This is a genomic window from Cellulomonas sp. P5_C6 (assembly GCF_054049635.1).
In genome coordinates this window covers 1-19577 of sequence record NZ_JBFULZ010000013.1, presented here as the reverse complement: position 1 = coordinate 19577, position 19577 = coordinate 1, and the positions used below count along the sequence as shown (strand labels likewise).

Genomic DNA, 19577 nt, shown 5'->3' with positions numbered 1-19577 from the left:
GTCGAGTCCCGAGGCGGGTCGGCCGACGCGCCGGACCTGCTCCCCCCGTTCTGGGACTAGAGCGACACCTCGTCGGCGTAGACMAGCCGCGGCACCGGCGTCGCGGCGACGCCCGGCACCGTGGGGTCGGCGTCGAGCAGCTCGTGCTCCTCGACCAGCACGCGCCAGTCCGAGGGGACCGCGCCGGGCTGTCGCAGGCCCGGTGAGCCGGCCGGGAGCACGACGGACCCGGTCCAGGTGGCCCGGAAGCCGCCCGACTCCTCGACGCTCACCGCCAGCAGCAGCGACGTCGAGACCGTCGACCACTCCAGGTCACCGGCTCCCGCGTCGCGGCGCTGCACGGTCGCGCGCACGGTCCGCGACTGCTGCAGGCGGGACGCGCGGGTGGCCGCGTCTCCCGTCGGGCTGTCGGCGCTCAGCTGCTCGCCGGACAGCTCCGGGCCGCCGTGCGGGTCRAACCGCAGCCAGCTCACCACGCCCGTCAGGGTCACCTGGACGTGCCCCGCGTCCGGGCGGCTGACGGTGAGCGTCCGGGTGGGCAGCGGCTGCACCCAGGCGGCCAGCGCGACGGGCGACAGCGAGCAGCCCTCGATCGACTGCGGCTGGTAGCGCGCGACGGCCAGCCGCACGAACGGCCACAGCGCGGGCGTCTCCTGCAGCGCGACGTCGACGAACCAGCGCCCCGAGTCCTCGTCGAACTCGGGCTGGTAGCCCAGCACCCGGACGGCGGGGTGCCCGCGCACGTCGCGCAGCGGCACGGCACCGGCGACTGCGACCGGGTTGCCCGGCCCGTCCGGCCAGCCGCGGTCGCGACCGCCGAGGACGTCCGGCGGCCGCGTCCCGACGCTCTCGGACGCCCCCGTCTCGACGACGTCGAGCACCAGCTGCTCGAGGGTGAGCAGCGGCGGGACGGTCGGGTTCGAGGTCGCGCCGCCGTGCTGCACGATCGGGTCGGCCGCCCACAGGCTGGTCGCGCCGTCGGGCGCCTGGAACGCCTTGGGCTGCCGCGTCCGCGTGCCGTCCCCGGCCTGCACCCACTCGTCGGTGTCGAACACGAGCACGCCCAGCAGCTCGCCGTCGCCGGACGAGAACCACGGCCGGGCCAGCCAGAGGCGGACGCCCGAGCGACGCAGCCGGCGCCACGCGAACGGCTCGGCGGGCTCGGGGACCGACTCCCAGCGCAGCAGCGGCACCGCGTCCAGCACGGTGGGTGCAGCGGGCCGTGCCGACGACGGGATGTCGAGCACGACCGCCTCGCCGACCGCAGGCTCGAGCTCCGCCGGGGCGACGTACTCCGCGAACCGCGTCGTCCCGCTCGGTACGTACGTGACTCGGCGGTAGTGGGTGTCCTCGAACGTCTGCAGCATCCGGTGGAACCCGATCCCGCCGAGGGCCTGCGCCAGCGGACCGGTGGGCAGGAAGTCGTAGAGGAACAGCACGCCCGTCTTCTCCCGCTCGGCGACGGGCGAGCGCACGACGACGTCGGACTTCGACGCCACCTGAGGCGTCGCTGCGGTGACGTCGTCCACCGTCTCGGTCCACGACGCCGTCACGACGACGGTGTCCGTGCTCGAGCCGTGCACGTGGACCAGCCCCGACAGCGCGGCGACGGACCGACCGGGCGGCCGCAGGAACAGGCTCAGCGCGTCCAGCTCGGGCGGGTGCACGGGTGTCGGCACCGCGTGCACCAGCCGCACGTCGGTCGACGGCGTGAGCCACCACGTCCAGCCCGACGACGCCGCGCGCATGAGCGCCGCCGCGGCGACGACCTCGTCGGTGGTGTACCCGTCGGCGGGGTCGACGACGCTGGCCAGGTGCGATCGCCACAGCCCGAACCGGTCGAGGTCGGCGACGTCGAGCGTGCTGGAGACCGCCACGCGCACCTGCTCGCCGGGCGGGAGCTGCACGTGCACCTCGTGGCCGACCACCTGGGCGCCGAGCGCGCCCCCGGGCTCCACGACGAGGCGCAGGGGCTGCAGCGACGGCCAGTCCCCCGGGTACGGCACGGACACCGCCTGCAGCGCGCGCGGCTCGGGCAGCACGTGCGGGGCGCCGGCCTCGTAGAACACGAGCGAGACCCCGGCCGCGTACGGGTCCGGCAGGTACGGGAGCCGCAGCGCGTCGGTGTCGTGCACGACGTACTGGCCCTCCCCGATCGGCCGGCCGCGGTCGGCCGTGATCTCCGCCAGCGTGGCCCGGTTCGGGGACCCCGTGTCGGCGCCGGGCCGGTCGACCAGCGCGATGCCGGGCTGCTCGTCGGTGCCGGTCGCGTCCGTGAGGCTGGGCACGAGCTGGTCGAGCAGGGTGCCGCGCTCCGCCAGCGCGATCGCGTACAGGCGCCGGATCTCGGCGGCGTCGCCCGTCCCGATCGCCTTGTCGAACAGGCCGGCGGCCTCGGCCTCCAGCTGGGTGGCCTTCGGCGGGGCGAGGTGCCGCTCGGACGTCGCGACGACGCCGGAGCGGACGACGAGGGCCGCCGGCTGCTCCCCCGGCGTGAGCAGCTCCTTGACCACGAGCGCGGGCGCGGGCACCGGTTCCCACCGCAGGTACGGGCGCGGCGTGGTGACCACGGGCCGGACCGGCGCGCGCGCCTCGTCGGGAACCGCGAGGTCGTCGTTGGCCGCGAGCCCGGCGAACACGCCGGCGTCGATCCGCAGCTGTGGCCGGACGCGCAGGGGGTTGCCGGACTCGGCGAGGATCCGCGACGCCGCGGCGACGTCGTCGAACACGCGCTGCGCCGGCGCGGGCGCCTCGGGCGCACCCGCCCGGGCGACCAGGTTCTCCAGGGTCGCGTCGATCTGCGCGTTCCCGGACAGCAGCTCGTCGGGGATCCGGGCGACCGGGGCCGGGTCCGCGCGCAGGTGCTCGACCACCGCCTGACGCCGCGCCTCGGCGACGCCCCCGCGGTCCAGCCGCACGTAGGCCTCCCGCACGCGGTCGAGGTGCCGACGCGCCCCGCCGAGGTCGATCTCGCCGGGTGGGACCCGGCGCCGCCGCCGCGGCGGGACCTGCGGGACCGAGTTGCCGGCGAGGTCCACGGCGAGCACCCGGAAGCTGTACGAGGTCCCGTACCGCAGCCGCGGCAGCGACGCCGGCTCGACGCGGGACACCGTGTGCGCGCCGTCGATCGGCTCGTCGGGCACCGTGTCGACGACGGCCTCGGTGGCGCCGTCGGGTCCGGGCGGCTCGACGTGCACGATGGTCAGCCCGGGCCGCGGCGCGGACAGGCTCCAGCCGTCCCAGCCGGCGACGACCTCGTGCAGGTAGTAGCCGTTGGTCTCGTCACCGGGCGCGCGGTTGAGCGCCGACAGCTGGAGGAAGCCRACGTCGGGCACGTCGTCCAGCACGGTGAGGCCCCCCGGCGCGGCGGTCACCGTGACCCGCCGCTGGTGCAGGCTATGCCAGGCCTTGGTCACGTCGTCCCACACCTCGACCCGGATGCCGCGCACCAGGTCGTCCAGCAGCAGCTCGCGGGTGCCGTCGTCGGCGGCCAGCGCCTCGGCCTGCTGCACGCGCGCCCGCAGCTGGGCGGCACGCTCGCGGCGGGCGAGCGCGAAGCCCGTCGAGCGCAGCGTGCCCGGCGCCGACGTCCCCGGGTCCCCGTTGGCCTCGCTCGCGTACTGCCGGGCGAGGTTGCGGGCGTGCTGGTCGAGCTTGAGGCCCGACGCGTCGGGGTCGACGTCGAGCACCACCCACTCCGGATCGCCCAGCGGCAGCGCGCCGCCCACCCACGCGTCGCTGGACGCGGCCGCGAACACCGGCCCGTCGACCACCACAGAGGTCTTCCGAGGCGGGAGGACCTGCAGGTCGGCGGCCTGCGAGGTCACCGTGACGCTGACCCAGGTCGCGCTCGCGAGCGCCGCCCGTGCCCCGTCCGCGTCGAGCCCGTCGAGCACCACGTCGACCGCGAGGCCGAGCCGGCGCAGCAGTGCGGGCGTGGCCCCGAACGAGCCGACCTTGGCGTGGAAGTCGTGGTCGGGCCGGTCGGGCCGCGGCGTCGGCGGCGCGTCCGGGTCCGGCTCCGTGCGGGGCGCCTGCTGCGGCTGCTCCGGCCGCTCGTAGTAGCGCCGCATGGCGTGGGCGTCGGCGATCAGCTGCAGCTGCGGGTCGGCGGTGAGGTCCTGCCCGGCCAGCCCGTCGAGCTGCCGGGTCACCCGGTTGTCGGCCTCGGGGTCGTCGAGCAGCACCTGCACGGGCGACGGCCGGTCGACGATCTCCGACTGGTACGGCGGGAGCGGCGGGATCTCCCGGMCGTGACCGCGCTCGGGGTCGGTCTCGTCGGGCTCGGTCAGCGGCCCGATCGTCGTCAGCGCGTCCCGCAGGCGCTGGCCGGGCAGCTGCAGGGCACGACGAGCCCGTCCCGCCTGGTCGTCGAGCAGCTGCCACAGCGGGCCGCCCTGGTCGAGGTCGGCCAGCGTCCGCAGCAGGCCGCCGGCCACCGGGTCGCCGGCGAGGCCGGGCCGCCCCAGCGGCGCCGCCGTGATCGCCGCGACGTGCAGGTCGACGGCGTGGTCGCTCATCCGGCTGGCGGGGTTGGTGCGCCAGGTCCGGTCGGCAAGCGCGGGCGTCGGGAAGCCGTCGACGGGCGTCCCCGGGGGCAGCACGGCCACCCAGGAGGCGGGGTCGGCGACGGAGACGACGCGCAGTGGGAGCGACGTGCCGAGGGAGGTGTCCAGCGCGAAGGTGCAGCCGGCCAGGGTGGTCGGCCAGTCCGCGGCGGCGGGGAAGTCCGACAGCAGCGCGCCGTCGACCAGCTTGTGGGTGACGAAGACCGTGAGCTGGAACGGGGCGTCGTCGGCCAACGAGTGCGGCAGCGCGGTTGCGAGGACGGTGGTGGGCATCGGATCTCGTCTCTCAGACCGGCAGCGGCGCGAACGCCCCGCAGTACTCGGCCCAGTCCGCGTTCATCCCGGTGCCGTCGGGCGGCATGACCTGGTACATCGTCGGGTCGCCCTTCGAGCCTGCGAGCTTGCGCTCGACCGAGATCTCCACGGACGCGGAGAAGAACAGCACCTCGACCTCGACCACCAACGACGCGCGCCCCACGAGCTTGCCGGTCTCGAAGTGGTAGGTCAGCGACAGCTCCAGCGTGATCGACGCGCTGATCAGGCCGAGCACGTCGACCTCGCCGCGGATCCGGAAGTACGCCGTGAAGAGCCCCTTGTCGGCCTCGAGCCGCAGGTACACGCCCACGGAGATCGACACCGAGCCGGAGGCCACCCCGAGGTCGACCGACAGCGACGCGCACGCCTCGAGCCCGAGCTCCAGGAGCACCAGGCCCTTCGGGGCCGCGCGCAGCCCGAGCCACCCGCCCCCGCCGATGCACATGACGGTGAGCCGGAACGGCGCGTCCTTGGAGCAGAAGTGGAACCCGACCGTCATGGCGTCGCCGAGGAACGGCACCCGCGCGTCGGCTCCGAGCGAGATGTTCTCCAGGCTGAACACCCCGAGCCCCACGTTGGGCAGCGTGAGGTCGAACCCGGCCGTGACGCCGTCGGGCGCGACGTCGACGTACGGCGGGTCGGAGAACCCGTCGAACGGGATGAGCTCGCGCAGCCGGTCCACGAACGACAGCGGCCCCAGGAACCCGATGCCGCCGAACACGACGTCGACCTCGGGCTTGCCCGACGACCCCGCGTGGAACCCGATCCGCCGGAACATCAGCTTCATCAGCCCGGCGTCGCCGTCCCCGATGAGGTTGAGGTCGAAGTCGACGATCTCCGCGACGATGTCGACCGCCGGCGGCGCGCTGGCCGACGCGCGGACCTCCACGTCGAGGTGCAGCGAGTCCGGCTTCGGCTTGAAGATGTTCGGCGCGCCCGGGAGCCCCCACGGCTTGATCAGCGGCCGCCAGGACATCCGCGCGGTGACCTGCCCACCGGCGACCCCCTCCAGCAGCTGCGCCAGCCCGGCGGCGTCCTTGGCCAGGTCCGTGAGCGTCGTCAGGGTCGCGACGGGCTTCTCCAGCGCGGACCGGACCGCGGCCGGCACGCCGGGCACGCCGATGGCGTCGAGCAGCGGCTGCAGGTCGCCCGCGAGCGCGACCGCCGCGGTGCTCACGGACTCCGGGTTGCCGGGCAGCCCCCGGACCGCGGCGATCAGCGCATCGAGGTGGGTCGTCAGCGTGCCGACGAGGGCGTCGAGCTGGTCCTTCGCGTGCTGCGCGACGGCCTGCGCCCCCCCGTGCGCCGCGTTCGCCACCTCCTGCGTGAGGCGCGCCTCGGCGTCGTCGAGTGCGGCCTTGAGCCGCTGCGCCTCCGTGAGCAGCTTGGTGACGGCGTCGAGGGCGTCCGACACGAACGCCGGCGCCTCGTCGAGACCCGCCGCCTCGAGCAGGTCCAGCAGGCTGAACAGCCCGAACAGCTTGGGCATCGCGCCCGACAGGAACGACGCCGGGTCGAAGCCGCCCGCGTCGAACGCGGACGGGGCGTTGCCGCTCTCCCCGATCGCGCCGAGGGCCCTCGAGATCCCCTTGACGGACAGGTTGGGCGCGACGAACCCGCCCGCCTTGTCGGACCCGTTCGTGAAGTCGACGGCGGCCGGCGCGCTCTTCAGGGCCAGGATCAGCTCGCCGGCGTTCGGTGTGCCGGGGACGGGCTTCGCGTCGAGCGCCCGGGGCGGCAGGCCGCTCGCCAGGTAGGGCTTGGCGAACACGAGGTCCACGGCCGGCGCCTGCGGGGCCAGGTGCCGCATGGCCGGCACGATCGACCGGGTCTCGGTGAGGAAGGGCCGGCTGGTGACGTCGGCCGAGTCGATGACGCCGTCGAAGATCAGGTGGCCGACCTCGATGCTGGTGTCCCCGGCCTTCACGGGCTTCGCGACCGCCAGGGTCTGCCCGCGGCCCTGGATCTGGCGCACCGGGAAGTACCGCGGGGAGGCGTCCTCGGCGTGGAAGACGAACGTCTGCGGGCCGTCCTTGCCCGCCTGCACGAACACCAGCGGCGCCGGCCACGTCCGCGTCTCGCCGCCGCGGTCGACCGTGGTCAGCGTGAACGGGAACGGCACGCCGTTGCGCGACGGCACGAACGGCTGCTGGTCCCCCGGCGGCTTGTCGATGTCCGGCGTGACCAGGGGGCTGACGGTGACCTGCCCGAACGGGTTGTCGAGGTCGGTCGGCGGGTACGTCCGGGTGGGCTGCCGCACGATGATGAACCACCGCTGCCACAGGTACGCGACCGGGGTGTCGCGGTGCTTGACCTCCCGCTCGGTGATCTTCACCAGGTAGCACCGGTGCCCGAACGGGAACAGGATCCCGGGATACGCCACCCGCACGTACCCGTCGCGGCCCATGAACGCCTGGTGCCGGTAGTCGACGATGTTCGCCGGGAACTCCCACGACTGCTTCCAGTCGAACCACGCGCCCAGGCTGGACAGGCTCAGGTTCCTGACCTCGAGCGGCGTCCTCGCGTTCGCCGGGCCACCGCCGTGGGTCTGCGTGACGATCGCCGTGCGGTCGAACGGGAGGAGCGGCTGGTCGAACGCGGGTGCGGGGAGGTCGCTGTCCCGGGTCCACAGTGCGCGGACGATGCGCTGGTCGGCGTCGTCGTCGTCGAACGTCCCGTCGTCCCGGCGGACCGTCAGGTGGGTGCGCCAGAGCTCGGACCGGTCGGCGGGGCCCTTCGGGACCGCGTCGTGGCGGAAGGCGCCGCGTGCGCTCGGGGACACGAGCAGGCGGTAAGGGGCCTCGATCGCCGTCTCCAGGTCACCGGGCGGCTCGATGCCCGCGCGGCTGGTCTCGCCCAGCTCGGTCGCACCCGGGGCCACCCGCAGCTGCAGGGTCTGGATCGCCTCGAGGACCTTCTCGAGCGTGTACGTGATCCGCGTGCCCTCGGGCACCGCGTAGACGAGCCGGCTGGGACCCGCGGCCACGTGGCCCGACGGGCGGGGAGGCTCCGCCGGGGGCGGCGGCGGGGCGCCGGCCTGCCAGACCTCCTCGCCGAGGTGCTGCGGCGGGAAGTGGACCACGAGCGACGCGTCCGGACCCGCGACGAGCTCCGCGCCGCCGTCGGTGGGCTCGAGCGTGCAGCCCGGCGCCTCGAGCCTCAGGTCGACCAGGTCGCGGGTGCGCAGGAGCCGCGTGTCGACCGGCTGCGGTCGTTCGTCGGGTTCACCCATGCGGCACCGTCCCCTCAGTGGGTCCGATCGGTCATGCTTGGGGTGCCTTCGAGCGATCATGCTCCGCTTCGACGCGCGCCGCTACGCCTTTCGGGTGAACGCCGTCAGACGAGCCGGGACCGCGACGCGAACTCCTCCGACACCGGCGGAAGCAGGCAGAACAGCAGCCCGACCGGGTCCGCCATCACCGCGTAGTCGTCGTGCCGGGTCCGCACGGTCGCCCCGAGCTCCTCGAGTCGGGCGATCTCCGCGTCGAGGTCGTCGGTCTCGATGTCCAGGTGGAAGCGCGGAACCGGGTCGTCGCCGATGTCCTGGGTCGCGACGTGCGGCAGGGCGGCGGCGCCCCGCAGGCCGACGAACGGCTCGTCCGGGATCGGGTGCGGCGTCGCAGCGAGCGCCCCCGACCAGAAGCTGGTGACCGCGTCGAAGTCCCGCGAGGGCACGTCGATGATGACCTCGCGGAGCATGATCCGGTGCATTGCTCGACCCTAGTGTCAGACCTAGGTTCGAACATGTGTTCGTGCGCTCCACCATCCTGCATGCCGACCTCGACGCCTTCTACGCGTCCGTCGAGCAGCGCGACGACCCCCGCCTCCGCAACCGCCCGATCGCCGTCGGCGGCGGCGTGATCCTCGCCTGCTCGTACGAAGCGAAGCGCAGGGGCGTGAAGACGGCGATGGGCGGCCGGCAGGCCCGCGCGCTCTGCCCGGACCTGATCGTTGTCCGGCCGCGGTTCGACGCCTACGTCGAGGCCAGCAAGGCCGTCTTCGAGCTGTTCCACCAGACCACGCCGATGGTGCAGGGCGTGTCGATCGACGAGGCGTTCCTGGACGTCGCCGGCCTGCACCGCATCGACGTGCCCCCGCTGCAGATCGGCGCGCGGCTCCGGGCCCGGGTGCGCGCGGAGGTCGGCCTGCCCATCACGGTCGGCGTGGCCCGCACGCCGTTCCTCGCGAAGGTGGCGTCGCGCGTGGCCAAGCCGGACGGCCTGCTGCTGGTCTCCCCCGACGGCGAGGACGCGTTCCTGCACCCCCTGCCCCTGGAGCAGCTCTGGGGTGTCGGGGACGTCACGGCGACCAAGCTGCACTCGTACGGCCTGCTCACGGCCGGGGACGTGGCGATGCTCCCCCAGTCGGTCCTCGTCGGCACCCTCGGCCCCGCGGCCGGTCGGCACCTGTACGCCGTGGTGCACGGCCAGACACCCGCGCGCGTGGTGGTCGGCAGGTCCCGCGGGTCGATCGGCGCGCAGCGAGCCCTCGGGCACGGTCCGCACGGATCCGAGTTCGTCCGCGCGGCCCTGCTCGGGCTGGTCGACCGCGTGTGYCGCCGACTGCGCAAGGCCGACCGGCTCGCCCGGACGGTCGTGCTCCGGCTGCGGTTCGAGGACTACACCAAGGCGACCCGGTCCCGGTCGTTCACGTTCGCGACCGGGTCCGGCCAGGAGATCGCCGCCGCCGCGGTCGCGCTGCTCGACGCCGCCGGACCGCTGATCCGCGAGCGCGGGCTGACCCTGGTCGGGGTGGCGCTGGGCAGCCTGGAGTCCAGCGCGTTCGTGCAGCCCACGCTGCTCCTCGACGGGCCGGACCGCGGCGGGATCGACGCCGCGATGGACGCCGTCGCGGTCCGGTTCGGGACGCAGGCCGTCATGCGCGCGAGCCTGCTGCGGCGGGGCGAGGGGATCGCGGTGCCCCTCCTGCCGGACGTCGAGCCCGACGCGTAGGTATCTGCAGGCCAGCGCCGCGCCCCTCTCTCCCGGAACGGACGAGATCCGTCCGTCACGCCCAGAGAGGAGGACCCAGCCATGTCGTTCGACAACCCGCACGCCGCGCTGGTCCTGCACCGAGACCGAGGCGAGGAGCTCACGCGCGCGCTCGCCCGGCACCGCCGCCCGGCCGAGCCGATCGTGCCGACGCCGCGCCGCCGCAGCCGGTGGGCACTGCCCACCCGACTGCCCGTCACCGCCCGGCTCTCGTGACAGCGCGAGGACCAGGCACCCGACAGGATGCCGACACGGGACCGCCCCCGAGGACGACGAGCCTCGGGGGCGGTGCTGTGTCCGGGGTGCCACGCCCTCAGCGCAGGCTCTGAGCCAGAGCCGCACGGAACTCCGCCGCGTCCGCGAACCGGTCCGCGGGATCCTTCGCGAGTGCCTTCACCGTGATCCGATCGAGCGTGTCTGGCACGTCCGACGCGATCGCGCTCGGCGTCGGCACCGGTGCGCGGACGTGGTCGTAAGCCACCTGGACCGGGGAGTCACCGACGAACGGGGCACGGCCCGTCAACATCTCGAACAGCACGCAGCCCGTCGAGTACACGTCCGACCGCGCATCGAGGGGCTCGCCGCGCGCCAGCTCCGGGGACAGGTACTGCGCGGTGCCGATGATCGCGTTCGGCGAGTCGTCGAACGCGCCGGCAAGTCCGAAGTTCTTCACCTTGACCGCGCCGGCCGGAGTCAGCATCACGTTGGACGGCTTGATGTCCCGATGGACGACGCCGAGGTCGTGGGCATACTGCAGGGCAGCCAAGACGGAGTCAGCGATCGCCACGGCCTCGGCGATCGGGAGTGCTTGACCGTCGCGCAGGATGTCGCGAAGGGTGTGCCCCTCGACGTACTCCGTCACGACGAACGGCACCCGGTGCTGGGATCCGTCAGAGAAGACGACATCGTCCTCGTCCGCGTCATACACCGCGACGATCGCCGGGTGGCGCAGCGACGCCGACACGTGCGCCTCGCGGACGAACCCCCTGCGCATGGTCGCGTCACCCGCGAGATCGGGTCTCAGTACCCTGAGCGCGACCGGTCGTTCGAGTCGCGTGTCTCGTCCGAGATGGACGACAACCATGCTGCCGCGCCCGATGAGCTCACCGATCTCGTACCTGTCGACGAGCGTCCGCACCTCGCCGTCGACCACGGAGACGACGCGCCAGTCGCCACGTCGATCGGGCGCCCGTGACTCCCGGGCATCGACCGCCGGCGCGGTCAAGGGCCCGATGCGCGCCCGGACCGCGGCGAGCAGGCCCGCCACGTCCAGGAACCCCGGTTGCTGCTGCTCGATCGTCGCGAGCCGAGCCTCCGCCGCGGCCAGGTCGCCCTCGTCGAGCACACGCAGGGCGATGGCGTACTGCGCACCGAGCTCGGCTCCCACGTCGATCTGCCTGCGTGCCTCGGCGAGACGCTCGGCCGTGAGGCTGTGGTCGGGATAACGGGCGTGCAGACGCTCGAAGAGCGGAAGGGCGTCCGCCCAACGACTCTCGAAGAATGCCGTGACGGCGGCGCTGTACCCCGGATCGGCCCGAGGGTCGGCTGCCGGGGCCGGCCCCCCAGCAGGCGGTCGGCCCGAGGCCGCGAGGTCGAACAYGCGCCCGTCCGGCGCGCTCAGGTACAGCACCGGGGTTCCCCACTCGAGGAGGTGCCCCTCGGCGAAGAGGGCCTTGCGCGCGGCGGTCAGCGCCGCGTCGAGCGGGTAACCGTCCGTGACGGCCGCATAGAGCTCGCGGGCAATCAAGATCGCTGCCTGGTCGGTGACCTCGAACTGCATCGCCACCACCGCGGGCGTGCCCTGCTGGATGAGTGACTGCGCGGTCCCCGCGAAGGGGTCCGTCGCGTCGCTACGGGCTCCCTCGCACGCGTTGAGCACCACCAGACGCAGCGGGTCGTGGTCGTGCACCACCATCGCGAGATGGTGCGCCGGCACCAGTCGCGCACGGTGCTGGTCGTCCTCCATCACGAGCACGCCTTCTTCGGACGCGAGGTCGAAACCCCCGTGCCCGATGAAGTGCAGGACGTGGACGTCGCCGCGCCGCAGCCGCTGCTGCAGCGCGCCGAGGCTGCCGACAGGCAGTCGTTCGAGGACGACGCTCCCGGCCTGGACCAGCTCCGCGAGCGCTTCCTGGATCGCGCTCCACTCCCGTTCGACGTCGAGCCGGCGGTAGTCGATCGGGCTCGCGATCATCACCAGCACCCGCAGAGGCGGGCGCACCGGTAGCGGCCGGGGTGGATCGCGCAGCTGCAGGAAACGCACCACCGGCGTGCGCTCGGACAGCGCCAGGAATCGGTTGCGCTGCCGGTCGTACAGGTACTCCCAGGGCAGGTCGGACAGCTCCGGGACGTCCGAGAGCCGCAGCCGGACGCGGAGCCCCGCGCCCTGCGCGGCAGCCTCGGACTGCCCGCGCAAGAGGGCCAGCCCCATCTCGCCGTGGAACAAGGCGTCGTACAGACCGGAACCGAACTCCTTGAGCAGAGCGGTCTCGGGCGTGTCGATGCGCCGCGCAGGATTGCGCCTGCGGCCCAACATGACCAGGAACCGCTCCCGGTCGGCCGGAGTTCCCGGTAGGTCGAACGGCACCCACCCCACTGACCCGGCTGGGGAGCTCAGCACCCGTGCGCGATAACGGTCATCGTCCGTGCGCTCGACAAGCACGTCCAGGTCGAGGTAGCGCAGTTCGCCCATTGCCGCCCCCTTGGCACCAGAACATCGGCTCGACACCGGTCGCGCCGGTCTGGTCATCATGGCACCGGCCGTCGCGCCCGCCCCAGTACCAACGACTGCCCCCGCACACCGTGGCACCGCGTGCGTTACGGGGGCACGGCATGGTGCGATGAGTTCCGACGATGGCGCCGGGCAGCCCGGAGGCCTCGACCTCGAGAGGGAACCGCCGTGACGACCATGACCACCCACACCCTCGACGTCCCCGGCGCCGCGATCGTCTATGACGTCCGCGGCCCGCTGCCCACCCAGGACGGGACCCTCCCGCTGCTGCTCATCGGCCAGCCGATGACGGCCGAGGGCTTCGCCACCCTGGCGGGCTTCCTCCCCGACCGCACCGTCGTCACGTACGACCCCCGCGGGCTCGGCCGGAGCACGCGCAGCGACGGGAGCGCTCAGAACAGCCCGCAGCAGCAGGCGCAGGACCTGCACGCCCTGGTCGGCGTGCTGGGCCAGGTGGACCTGTTCGCCAGCAGCGGCGGCGCGGTCACGGCCCTGGAGTGGGTCTCGCGCTACCCCGACGACGTCCGCACGCTCGTCGCGCACGAGCCGCCGATCCTGTCGGTGCTGCCCGACGCGGACCAGGCGGCCGCCGCCGAGCGCGCCGTCCAGGACGCGTACCAGCAGCGCGGCTGGGGCGCCGGGATGGCGGCGTTCATCGCGCTGACCAGCTGGCCGGGCGAGTTCACCGACGCGTTCGCCGCGCAGCTGCCCGACCCGGCCGTGTTCGGCATGCCGACGCAGGACGACGGGTCACGCGACGACCCGCTGCTCTCGGGCGCCTCCAACGCGGTGACCGCGTACCGGCCCGACGTCGCGGCGCTGCGGAGCACGGCGACGCGCGTCGTCATCGCCGCCGGCATCGAGAGCACGGGGCTGCTCACCTGGCGCAGCTCGGAGGCCGTCGCGGAGACGCTGGGCCAGGAGCTCGCGGTATTCCCCAGCCACCACGGCGGGTTCTCCGGGCCGGAGTTCGGCCACGCCGGTGAGCCGGAGGCGTTCGCGGCGCGGCTGCGCGAGGTGCTCTAGGGGCGTGGCGGCCGGCAGACGATCACGTCGAGGTCGTCGCCCTCGACGGTGATCGGGCCGGCTGCGGCGGGCAGCAGGACGGTCTCGCCGCGACGGACGGGCACGCCCCCGAGCGTCCCGCTCCCCGCGGTCACCACGACGACGGCGAGCCCGGGGTCGAGCACGCGCGGCCCCGTCCAGCGCTCGGCGCGGAAGAACTCTGCGGCGGCCGGCAGCAGGTCGCCCGAGGTGGCGCCGCGCAGGGCGCCGATCTCGTCGGACGTCCAGCCCCTGCGGTCGACGGCGCCGAGCGCGACGTCGAACCCGAGGCCGAGGTGCCCATCGACCGCGCCGTCGATCTCGAACCCCGACCACTCGAGCAGGATCGACAGGTCGGTCGGCTCCTGCAGCTCGACGACGAACGCTCCCTCGCCGATCGCGTGCGGCAGCCCCGCCGGCACGAGCACGGCGTCGCCGGCCTCGAGGTCGAGCACGTGCATCGCGCCCAGCATCGCGTCGGTGTCCTGCGTCGCCACCCAGCGGGCGAGCTCGTCGGCGCCCACGTCCCGCGTGAACCCGACGTGCACCCGCGCGGGCTCGAGGACCACCCASGCCTCSGTCTTGCCGTGCSCGAGGCCCAGGTGCTCGGCSGCGAACGGSACGYCGGGGTGKGCGTGCACCGGCAGSCKCTGGCCSGCGTCGAGCAGCTTGACCAGCAGGTTCGGGTCGGACCCGAAGCGCGCGACGTGCGCCTCGCCCAGCCACGCGACCGGGTCGGTCGCGATGGCCTCGCGCAGCGGCAGGCCGTCGGGCAGCACGGTCAGGCCGACGGGCGCCTGCCCGAACACGGCCGTCGGCGACGCCACCCAGTCCTCGGGCTCGTGGCTCGCGGCGGGTCCGGTCCCGCGGAAGTCGGCGATCTGGCGACCGCCCGCGTAGAACCGGTCGGCCGGCTGGTTGGCGGGCAGGGACAGCGGCCTCATGCGGCTCCTTCGACGATCTCGATGCGGACCCCCGTGTGCCAGGTCTCGCCGGGCTCCAGCACGGGCGCGCCGGCGTGCGGCAGGTCCCGCTCGGGCCCGAACAGCGGGGCGTTGGTGGGCTCGACGCCGAGCACGTAGGCGCCGCGCTCGGGCCAGCTCCAGGTGCACAGGCGCGGCAGGGTCGAGCCGGTCCAGGTCACGACGACGGACGGGTGCGCGTCGTCGCCCTCGAGGACCGCCCGCGCGCCACGCACCCCGCGGTGCTCGGCGACGACCGGGGCGAGCCCGAGCGCGGGGGCGGGCGTGACCAGCGGGTCACGCCCCGGCGGCAGCGGCTCGCGCACGACGGCGGGCTCGTCGGCGTCCACCGCCAGCCGGGCGCCGGGCCTGAGCAGCGGCGCGCCGAGGTTGACGTGGTAGAGCAGCGGCACGCCGGCCGACACGGCGCCGACGTTGCGCACGACGTCGCTGACCTCGACGGCCGGCGTCCCCGTCGATGCGACGATCGACCGCTCGACGAGGATCCGCGGACCACCCAGCGAGGTGTGCGCGACCGTGCCCGTCACGCACACCTGCCAGGCGTCCCCCACACGCTCGCGCGACCAGTGCACGTCGACCGCGGGCGTGAGGTGGTGCGTGCCGTGCTGGCCGGAGGTGCCGCGCGGCTCGCCGATGTTGTCCGGACCGCAGGTGGCCAGCAGTCCCCCGAGGAACCGCTCCTCCCAGCCCCGCCCCGGTCCGGGGTCGACGGGGTTCGGGGACCGCCACGCGACGGGCGTCGAGCCCCACCACACCGCGCCGAGGTCGAGCCCGCGGTCCGGGAGCACGTCGAACGCGAGCCCCCCGGCCAGCCGGACCACCAGGCGGTCGCCGAGCGCCTCGACGCTCGCGAGGGCCGACGGCTGGGAGATGCGGCCGTCGTCGGTGAGGTCGGTCCAGCTGCTCATCGCTGGACCAGGGCGGCCAGGAACCCGCCGACGAACGAGTCGCCGAGCCCGATCGTCGTCGGCACCGGCACCGCGGTGAGGTCGAGCGCGGGGACGACGCGCGCGTCGGACCCCAGCAGCTGCGCGACCTCGTCGGCGACACGTGCGCCCGCCTCGTGCGGGGCCATCTCCCCGGTCGCCGCGTAGTCGTCGGCGGTGAAGCCGTCGCCCAGCCGGTACCGGGTGCTCGCCATCGTGATCCCGCCGACGAGGGCGGGCTCCAGCGCACCTGCCCGGGCGCCCACCGCCAGCGCCCAGTACCTGGTGTGCACGACGAGGGTCGGCGCGGGGACGAGCGTATGGAGCTCGCCGACCGCCTTGGCGACCGCGGACGCGTCCAGCAGGTCGACCGGCCGCCCGAGGTAGGCCTGCATCTCGTCCTCGTTGAGGCTGTAGACGTCGACGGACCAGACCATCTCGTCGCGCACCCGCCGGCTGAGCGCCGGGACGTGGTAGCCGGCGTCCTCGAACACGACGAGCGCGTCCGCGGGCAGCGCTCGCATGGCCGAGCGCACCTCCGTGAGCCGGGTCTCGAGGATCGCCGGGTCCTGGATGACGTTGAACGACGACAGCAGGAAGACGTCGGCCGTCCGCAGCGCGTCGGGCAGGTCCGCGGCGACGAGCAGCTCCCGGTGCGGGGGGTCGTTGGCGTAGATGATCCGGTTGGGGTGCGGCGCGACGATCTCGGTGCCGTCGCCCAGCCGGACGCGCGTCCCCGCCGGGTACTGCACGATCAGGTGCGGGTCGAGGGAGTCCTGCGACGCGCTCGACACGTAGTCGACGGACGCCGGGAGCAGGCGGCGCACGTGGTCGTCGATCGAGACCAGGTGCATCGTGCTCGGGACGCCCAGGACATCCATCGCGATGGCCGCCCGCACGCACGTCCCGCCCAGCGTCACCCGCTTGGCGAAGCGTCCTGCGACGGCCTCGACGATGTCGGAGGAGGCGACGAACCGCTCTCCCCCGACACCGTCGCGGACGAATGCCAGCACGCTGCGCACGAGGTCCCGCACCGAGTCGACCGGCGCCGCGAGGTCCAGGTCGCCGACCCCGACGCGGTGCTCTGCGGCCAGCTGGCCGAGCACCGCCGGGTCCCAGCGGATCTCGTAGTCGACCGTTCCGCCCATGCCCAGCACGAACTTCGTGCTCATCGATCGGTGCTCCTCGTGCAGGTGTCGGACGGTCAGTACAGGTCGGCCTTGCCGGCCGCGTCGAACAGGTGGATCTTCTGCGCGGCGACCTCCTGCATCGCGGCGATGCACGGCGGCTGGATGCTGTTGGGCTCCCGCAGCGAGGTGTCCGCGAGGACCTCACGCATCTTGTCGTGGTACGCCACCTTGATGTCGCTCGAGATGTTGATCTTGTTGACCCCGAGCTTGACCGACTGACCGATCTCGTCGTCCGGGTTGCCCGAGCCGCCGTGCAGCACCAGCGGGATGGGCAGGAGCGCCTTGATCTCCTGCAGCAGGTCCAGCTTGAGCTGCGGGGTCACGTGCTTGGGGTACAGGCCGTGCGCCGTGCCGATGGCGATCGCGAGGCTGTCCACGCCGGTGCGCTGCACGTACTCGACGGCCTCGGCCGGGTCGGTGAACGCGATGTCGGAGACGAGGACGCCGTCCTCGGCCTGCTCGTCGAGCTTGCCGATGGTGCCCAGCTCGCCCTCGACCGACAGGCCGACGGCGTGCGCGGTGTCGACGACCTTCTTGGTGATCGCGACGTTGTCCTCGAACGGCTGCATCGACGCGTCGATCATCGCCGACGTGAACCCGAGCTGGATGGCCTCGAGCACCTGCTCGTAGCKGCCGCCGTGATCCCAGTGGATGGCCACGGGCACGGACGAGCGGTGCGCGCGCTGGATGAGGGCCGCCAGGGCGTCGCCGCCGATGTGGGACACCTCGTCGGGGTGGATCGCCACGATCAGCGGCGAGTTCAGCTTCTCGGAGATCTCGAAGATCCCCTTGCCCATCGCGTAGTCGCTGATGTTGAAGGCGGGGATGGCGAAGTAGTTCTCGTTCGCCACCGCGAGCAGGTCTCGGCCATTCATCAACATGGTGTGTATCAACTTTCCTGTGTGGGTGTTGCGGAGGAGGGGGGTCTAGATCTTCACAGCGCCGGCGGTCATCCCCCCGATGAAGTAGCGCTGGAAGAAGAGGAAGAGAACGAGGACGGGAATGCATCCGAGAATGCTCATCGCCATCATCTCGTTCCATTCGTACGAATGCTGTCCCATGAGCAGCTGGATGCCGATGGGCACCGTGCGCATGTCTTCCGTGCGGGTCAGCGTCAGCGCGAACAGGAACTCGTTCCAGCAGATCATGAACGTGTACACGCCGACCGACACGAGGCCGGGGACAGAGATGGGGACGAGAATGCGCCACAATGCGGTCATCGGGCCGGCGCCGTCCACCTTGACGGCCTCGTCGAGCTCTTTGGGCAGGGTATTGAAATACCCGGTGAGCATGATGATCGCGTAAGGCAGCGTGAACACCATGTAGGTGAGAATGAGGCCCTGGTAGGTGTTGTAGAGCTTGAGCGCCACGACCAGCCCGAAGTACGGGATGAGCAGCGTGATCGGGGGCACGGCCTGGACCGAGACGACGACCACGTTGATCGTCTTCTTGCCCCAGAACTCGTATCGGCTGAACGCGTACGCGGCGTGCAGGGCGACCACGAGCGAGAGCGCGGTGACCGACAGCGCGATGACGTAGCTGTTGAAGAAGAACCGCAGCTTCACGGGGTCCGTGAGGATCGTCGTGTAGGCGTCGAACGAGAAGCCGGGGGTGATCAGCCGCGGCGGGAACTCGAAGATCTCGGGGTTCGTCTTGAACGAGCTCGAGAGCATCCAGACCACGGGCAGCGCCGAGAAGCAGGCGCCCAGGATCAGGGCGACGACGAGCAGGGTCTTCTTGCCGGTCTGCTTGGGCGGCGTGCGCAGCACGGGCCCGTCCGTCGTGACGACAGGGGTGGCCAGCGTGGTCATCTCAGTCCCTCGCCTTCTGGTGCCGGACGTAGAAGAACGCGAGCACCATCGACATGAGCAGCACGAGGACGGCGGCCGCGGAGGCCACGGAGAACTCGTACTGGGTGAACGCGAGCTTGTAGGTGAAGGTGGACAGCACCTCGGTGGCGGTGATGGGCCCGCCGCCGGTGGTCATCCAGATGAGCGCGAACTGCTGCGTGGTCCAGATGAAGTCCAGGAGCGCCATCGAGATGATGATCGGCCGGAGCATCGGGAGGGTCACGTTGCGGAACTGCGCGACCACACCGGCGCCGTCGACGCGTGCGGCCTCGTAGAGGTCCTTCGGGATCCCCTGCAGACCCGCCAGCAGCGAGATCATGAAGAACGGGTAGCCCGACCAGATGTTGATGAACGTCACCGCCGCGAGGGCGGTCGACGGGTTGGCCAGCCACTCCGTCTGGCCGTCCGTGAGGCCGGCCGTCCCGAGCAGGTAGTTGATGACGCCGTTCGGGCTGAGCAGCAGCCGCCAGAGGACCGCGACGATCGCCACCGTGAACAGCCACGGGAGGATGTAGAGCACCCGGAAGAGGCCCTTGGTGCGGTTGCCCAGCAACGGCGAGTTGAGCATCAGTGCGAAGGCCAGCCCGATGACGAAGTGCGCGATCACCGAGCTGATGGTGAAGACGAGGGTGTTCCGCACCGCGGTGACGAACACGGGGTCGGTGAGGACCGCCAGGTAGTTGTCGAAGCCGACGAACGCGGGGTTCTTGTTGGTGATCACCCCGTCGAGCAGCGAGTAGCTGACGACCATGATGATCKGCGTGATCATCAGGATGATCAGCAGCACCCCCGTGGGGGTGAGGAATCCGTACGGCGTCAGCGTGCGCCGCAACCGGTTGAGCGTCCGTGACCGGGAGGCTCCCGCCGGTGCCGGCGGCGTCGCCTGCACGGTCGGTGCGTCCTGTGTCGGACTGGTGGTCTGGGACATGGGAACGGCTCTCTCCTCGGGGTCGGGCCGCGCCGGGACCACCTGGCACCC

At 72.8% G+C, this 19577-nt stretch carries 13 protein-coding genes; 3 read left to right on the top strand and 10 right to left on the bottom strand.

Translation table 11 applies throughout. The annotated features are described in order from the left end of the window. Positions 1–56 precede the first annotated feature (56 nt). The 3 genes from ACXJKG_RS02860 to ACXJKG_RS02850 all read right to left on the bottom strand — a co-directional run bounded on the left by ACXJKG_RS02860 (position 57) and on the right by ACXJKG_RS02850 (position 8594). Positions 57–4841 carry a hypothetical protein gene (locus tag ACXJKG_RS02860; protein ID WP_456844248.1) on the bottom strand — a complete coding sequence of 1595 codons (4785 nt, stop codon included), beginning with the start codon at positions 4839–4841 and terminating at the stop codon, positions 57–59. A 13-nt stretch (positions 4842–4854) separates the two neighbouring features. Continuing rightward, positions 4855–8115: a hypothetical protein gene (locus ACXJKG_RS02855; protein WP_456844247.1), complete on the bottom strand. Its 3261-nt coding sequence runs from the start codon at positions 8113–8115 to the stop codon at positions 4855–4857. 104 nt (positions 8116–8219) lie between these two features. Then, on the bottom strand, positions 8220–8594 hold the full coding sequence (locus ACXJKG_RS02850; RefSeq protein WP_456844246.1) for a VOC family protein: 375 nt from the start codon (positions 8592–8594) through the stop codon (positions 8220–8222). Between the two features lie 41 nt (positions 8595–8635). Between ACXJKG_RS02850 and dinB the strand changes: the two genes are divergently transcribed. Together dinB and ACXJKG_RS02840 are read left to right on the top strand one after the other, a co-directional pair. After that, positions 8636–9835 (top strand): DNA polymerase IV, encoded by a 1200-nt coding sequence (gene dinB / locus ACXJKG_RS02845; protein ID WP_456844245.1) that lies wholly within the window; start codon positions 8636–8638, stop codon positions 9833–9835. Between the two features lie 81 nt (positions 9836–9916). Further along, a complete protein-coding gene (locus ACXJKG_RS02840) occupies positions 9917–10090 on the top strand; it encodes a hypothetical protein (protein ID WP_456844244.1) in 174 nt (57 codons plus the stop codon). Between the two features lie 97 nt (positions 10091–10187). Here the strand turns inward: ACXJKG_RS02840 and ACXJKG_RS02835 are convergent, their stop codons facing one another. After that, positions 10188–12566: a protein kinase domain-containing protein gene (locus ACXJKG_RS02835; RefSeq protein ID WP_456844243.1), complete on the bottom strand. Its 2379-nt coding sequence runs from the start codon at positions 12564–12566 to the stop codon at positions 10188–10190. Between the two features lie 216 nt (positions 12567–12782). On the opposite strand from ACXJKG_RS02835, the gene ACXJKG_RS02830 reads away from it, so the two are divergent. Next, positions 12783–13631: an alpha/beta fold hydrolase gene (locus tag ACXJKG_RS02830; protein WP_456844242.1), complete on the top strand. Its 849-nt coding sequence runs from the start codon at positions 12783–12785 to the stop codon at positions 13629–13631. Here ACXJKG_RS02830 and ACXJKG_RS02825 read toward each other — a convergent pair. From ACXJKG_RS02825 to ACXJKG_RS02800, 6 genes are read right to left on the bottom strand one after another with little or no spacing between them, the layout of a single operon-like run. Further along, a complete protein-coding gene (locus tag ACXJKG_RS02825) occupies positions 13628–14593 on the bottom strand; it encodes a class I mannose-6-phosphate isomerase (RefSeq protein ID WP_456844241.1) in 966 nt (321 codons plus the stop codon). The two genes, ACXJKG_RS02830 and ACXJKG_RS02825, sit on opposite strands and share 4 nt — an antisense overlap. Further along, entirely contained in the window at positions 14590–15540 is a 951-nt protein-coding gene (locus ACXJKG_RS02820) for a DUF4432 family protein (protein ID WP_456844240.1), read from the bottom strand. Before ACXJKG_RS02820 ends, ACXJKG_RS02825 begins: the two co-directional genes overlap by 4 nt. Further along, a complete protein-coding gene (locus ACXJKG_RS02815; protein ID WP_456844239.1) occupies positions 15537–16730 on the bottom strand; it encodes an ADP-dependent glucokinase/phosphofructokinase in 1194 nt (397 codons plus the stop codon). Before ACXJKG_RS02815 ends, ACXJKG_RS02820 begins: the two co-directional genes overlap by 4 nt. 32 nt (positions 16731–16762) lie before the next feature. Beyond that, positions 16763–17623 (bottom strand): ketose-bisphosphate aldolase, encoded by an 861-nt coding sequence (locus ACXJKG_RS02810; protein ID WP_456844238.1) that lies wholly within the window; start codon positions 17621–17623, stop codon positions 16763–16765. A 51-nt stretch (positions 17624–17674) separates the two neighbouring features. Next, entirely contained in the window at positions 17675–18559 is an 885-nt protein-coding gene (locus ACXJKG_RS02805; RefSeq protein ID WP_456844237.1) for a carbohydrate ABC transporter permease, read from the bottom strand. Between the two features lies 1 nt (position 18560). Further along, positions 18561–19568 carry a carbohydrate ABC transporter permease gene (locus tag ACXJKG_RS02800; protein WP_456844268.1) on the bottom strand — a complete coding sequence of 336 codons (1008 nt, stop codon included), beginning with the start codon at positions 19566–19568 and terminating at the stop codon, positions 18561–18563. Between the last annotated feature and the right edge of the window lie 9 nt (positions 19569–19577).